At 60.2% G+C, this 4316-nt stretch carries 5 protein-coding genes; all 5 read left to right on the top strand.

Annotated elements, in window-relative coordinates:
* Nucleotides 1–1622: DNA methyltransferase (locus V7D69_RS14600; RefSeq protein ID WP_333606162.1), on the top strand; the 1622-nt coding region annotated here is incomplete at its 5' end.
* Nucleotides 1623–1771: 149 nt separating this feature from the next.
* A complete protein-coding gene (gene rpsF / locus V7D69_RS14605; protein ID WP_324060890.1) occupies nt 1772–2134 on the top strand; it encodes a 30S ribosomal protein S6 in 363 nt (120 codons plus the stop codon).
* Nucleotides 2135–2137: 3 nt separating this feature from the next.
* Complete coding sequence (gene rpsR, locus V7D69_RS14610; protein ID WP_091145241.1) at nt 2138–2362, top strand: 30S ribosomal protein S18; 225 nt, start codon at nt 2138–2140, stop codon at nt 2360–2362.
* A 13-nt stretch (nt 2363–2375) separates the two neighbouring features.
* Nucleotides 2376–2975, top strand: a complete 600-nt coding sequence (gene rplI / locus V7D69_RS14615) for a 50S ribosomal protein L9 (protein ID WP_333606163.1) — start codon at nt 2376–2378, stop codon at nt 2973–2975.
* A gap of 133 nt (nt 2976–3108) precedes the next feature.
* On the top strand, nt 3109–4316 hold a 1208-nt coding region (locus tag V7D69_RS14620), incomplete at its 3' end, for an AMP nucleosidase (RefSeq protein WP_333606164.1).

The raw sequence follows: 4316 nt of genomic DNA on the forward strand, positions 1-4316 counted from the left end.
TTCGTCGCATGACCAACACACTCTATTACGGCGACAACCTGCATGTGCTGCGTGAACACGTGAAGGACGAAAGCGTCGACCTGATTTATCTGGACCCGCCGTTCAACAGCAATGCCAATTACAATATCCTCTTCAAGTCGCCCGAAGGTCAGAACAGCGACGCGCAGATCGAAGCGTTCGAGGATACCTGGCACTGGAATGACAAAGCGGAAGGCGCTTTCGACGAGGTGATGCGTTCGGGTAACACCAAGGCGTTCGACCTTCTTCGCGCCATGCGTTCGTTCCTGGGCGAGAACGACATGATGGCCTATCTCTCGATGATGGCGATCCGGTTGATCGAACTGCACCGGGTCCTGAAGCCGACGGGTAGCTTGTATCTGCACTGCGACCCGACCGCGAGCCATTACCTCAAACTACTGCTGGACGGGGTGTTTGGTGCGGAGAAATTCGTCAACGAAATAATTTGGACTCGGTCAACCGGCAAGAGCCTTATGAAACGTCGTCTCCCGAGAAATCACGATGTTATTCTGACCTATGCAAAGGGAGAAAACACCACCTGGAACGAAAACGCTATCTACCGGCCTTATGACCCCGGCGATCTGCCTGATAAAACCGCAGTGAAATATTCCCACTGCGACCCCGACGGAAGAATGTATCGTCTCGACAGCTTAATCAATCCAAACGCAAATCGCCCGAACCTTACGTACGAGTTTTTAGGAGTAACGCGTGTCTGGCGTTGGACCAAAGACCGGATGGAAAATGCTTATCAAGATGGAATTGTTGTACAAACGGCGCCGGGTCGCGTTCCTCAGCTGAAGCGCTATTTAGATGAACAGCGCGGCGTCGCGCTAAGCGACGTCTGGACTGACATCCCACCGCTCAACTCCCAAGCGCAGGAACGCCTCGGCTACCCCACGCAGAAGCCCCTTTCCCTGCTCGAACGGATCATCGCTGCTTCTTCGAACGAAGATCAGGTGGTGCTTGATCCCTTCTGCGGCTGCGGCACCGCCGTCCATGCAGCGCAGAAGTTGGGGCGGCAATGGATCGGCATCGACGTTACGCACCTCGCCATCAGCCTCATCGAGAAGCGCATGAAGGATGCCTTCCCGGGCGTCTCCTTCCGTGTCGAAGGACGTCCTGGCGATCTGGCTGCCGCGCTCGACCTCGCTGAACGCGACAAGTACCAGTTTCAGTGGTGGGCGGTTTCGCTCGTCGACGCCCTACCCTATGGCGGCAAGAAGAAAGGTGCGGACGGCGGGATCGACGGGATCATCTATTTCAAACCTGATGGCAAGCGCACCGAAAAGGCCCTCGTTTCGGTCAAAGGCGGCAAGCATGTTGACGTGAAGATGATCCGCGACCTGCACAGCGCCATGGAGCGGGAGAAGGCACCCTTCGGCGTCTTCATCTGTGCCGCGCTGCCAACTGGTCCGATGGAGAAGGAAGCAGCAGCCGTGGGTGTTTGGGAGAACGAATATACCGGTCGCAAACATCCGCGCCTGCAAATCCTAACGCTGGCGGAACTGTTCCGAGGCAAGCGCCCGGATATTCCCTGGGTCGACGCGAGCGTGCTCAAGAGTGCGCGGCGGGAGGACATGGCGCAGCAAGGCTCCTTGCTGTAAGCCTTATCCACTTGCATTTCCCGGTCTATCCGCTATGGGCGCCCCTTCCGCGTTGCCGCAAGGTCGTGTGGGAGCTGAAGAAAGCCGGAGGGGCCCCGCAATCCCGCGGATAAGCCAGCGATCGGTTGGATAGAGAAAAGGAAGCTGCCGTGGCTCTTTACGAGCACGTGTTCCTGGCGCGCCAGGACCTTAGCCAAGCGCAAGTCGATGCGCTGGCCGCCACCGCTACCGAGATCATCGAGGCGAATGAGGGCAAGGTCTCCAAGACCGAGACCTGGGGCCTCAAGAACCTCGCCTACAAGATCAAGCGCAACCGCAAGGCGCACTTCGTCCTGCTGAACTTCGAAGCTTCGGGCGCCGCCGTGGCCGAGCTGGAGCGTCAGACCCAGATCAACGAGGACGTGATCCGCTACGTGACCATCCGGGTTGACGAGCACGAAACCGGCCCCTCGGTGATGATGCGCAAGAGCGATCGCGAGCGCACTCGCCGTCGCGAACGTGAAGGAGTCTGAGACATGGCACGTGCATTCTTCCGCCGCCGCAAGTCCTGCCCCTTCTCGGGCAAGAACGCGCCGAAGATCGATTACAAGGACGTTCGTCTGCTGCAGGGCTTCATGTCCGAGCGCGGCAAGATCGTCCCCAGCCGCATCACTGCGGTTTCCGCCAAAAAGCAGCGTGAACTGAGCCAGGCGATCAAGCGCGCCCGGCACATCGGTCTGCTGCCCTACATCGTGAAGTAAGGAGGACTTTCCCATGGACATCATCCTCCTGGAACGCGTCGAGAAGCTGGGCAACATCGGCGACGTCGTCACCGTCAAGGACGGTTTCGCGCGCAATTACCTGCTGCCGAACAAGAAGGCGCTGCGCGCCAACGAAGCCAATAAGAAGGTCTTCGAAGCCAACCGCGCCAAGATCGAGGCCGACAACGCCGAAAAGCGTTCGGACGCCCAGAAGCACGCCGGCAACGTCGAAGGCAAGCAGGTCGTTCTGATCCGCGCCTCCTCGAACTCGGGCCAGCTCTACGGTTCGGTTTCGGTGCGCGACATCGTCGACGCCCTTAATGCCGAAGGCGCCGGCATCGCCAAGCAGATGATCGTGCTTGAACGTCCGATCAAGACGATCGGCGTGTTCGACGTGCGCGTGAGCCTGCATCCGGAAGTATCAGTCAACGTCAAGGTCAACGTCGCCCGTTCACCTGACGAGGCCGACCTGCAGTCGCAGGGCGTGGACGTGATGGCCGCGATGTTCGAGCAGGACGTCTCCGGCTTCACCGAAGCTTACAATCCGAATGCGGAACCCGGCGAGATTGCGGCCGAGGAAGAGGCTCCGGCCGAAGGCGAAGCTCAGGGCTGAGCTTCGCCGACAGTAAAAGCCAAGGAATTTGAAGGCCCTCGCTTCACGAAGTGGGGGCCTTTTCCATTTCCGCCATGGACCCGACGCAATCGGCACCTATTGCGCCGCAGCATGATTTGCGTAATAGGTGGTCATGGAAATGATGAAAGAAGCGCTCGCGGAATTGGTCCGCGTATATGACGCCGCCGTCGCCTGCCTGAAGGCAGACATCATCGCCTTCGTCGAGAACGGCACCCTTCCCCCGCCCGAACGCCGCGCCCAACGCCTCTGGACTTACCCGGAACTGCGCGTGACTTATCACGGCCAGGAACGCGCCGCCAAAGCGACACGGGCCTTCGGACGGCTGGAAGCGGCAGGCACTTATTGCACCACCGTCACTCGTCCGCACCTGTTTGCCGATTACCTGACCAACCAGCTCGCCCTGCTTGAGGCTGAATATGAGATAGAGCTGAAAGTCACGCCATCAGCGCAGGAGATCCCGTTTCCTTACGTGCTTGACGGTGTACCCATCGGCGCGGTGAAGCCCCAGGACTTGGCGCAGCACTTCCCCAGCACGGATCTGGCGATGATCGGCGATGAGATCGCTGACGGCGCCCATGCCTTCGCCGGGGACGATCCGCTGCCGCTGGCCCTGTTCGACGGTCTGCGCACGGACTTCAGCCTGGCCCGCCTTGCCCACTATACCGGCACCAGCCCCGAGCATTGCCAGCGCTTCATTCTTTTCACCAACTACCACCGTTATGTCGATGAATTTGTCGACTGGGCGGGGCTGCAGATCGGAACCGAGGGCTATGTCGCCCTCTCCGGTGCAGGCGGACTTTACCTGGACGCGCCGATCGACAACGCGCGGGCGCGCCTTTCCGATACGGCATGGCGCCGCCACCAGATGCCGGCCTATCACCTGATAAAGGAAGACCGTTCGGGCATCACCCTGGTCAACATCGGCGTCGGCCCCTCGAACGCCAAGACCATCACGGACCATCTTGCGGTCCTGCGGCCGGAAGCATGGCTGATGATCGGCCATTGCGGCGGTTTGCGCGACAGCCAGCGCATCGGCGACTATGTGCTGGCCCACGCCTATCTGCGCGACGATCACGTGCTCGATCCGGTGCTGCCGCCCGAAATCCCCCTACCCGCCATCGCCGAAGTGCAGCAGGCGCTTGCGCAGGCGGCGGAGATCGTCAGCGGCGGAGGGCAAGCGAACCTCAAGAAACGGATGCGCACCGGCACGGTCGTCACTACGGACGACCGCAATTGGGAATTGCGCTACACCGCCTCGGCCAGGCGCTTTTCGCTAAGCCGGGCGATCGGCATTGACATGGAAAGCGCCACCATCAGCGC

The organism is Novosphingobium sp. (assembly GCF_036733805.1).
Taxonomy (GTDB): Bacteria; Pseudomonadota; Alphaproteobacteria; order Sphingomonadales; family Sphingomonadaceae; genus Novosphingobium.

Bases quoted from the DNA above. Each gene is read 5' to 3' on its own strand.
- rplI (WP_333606163.1), top strand. From the start codon at position 2,376: ATGGACATCATCCTCCTGGAACGCGTCGAGAAGCTGGGCAACATCGGC.
- rpsR (WP_091145241.1), top strand. From the start codon at position 2,138: ATGGCACGTGCATTCTTCCGCCGCCGCAAGTCCTGCCCCTTCTCGGGC.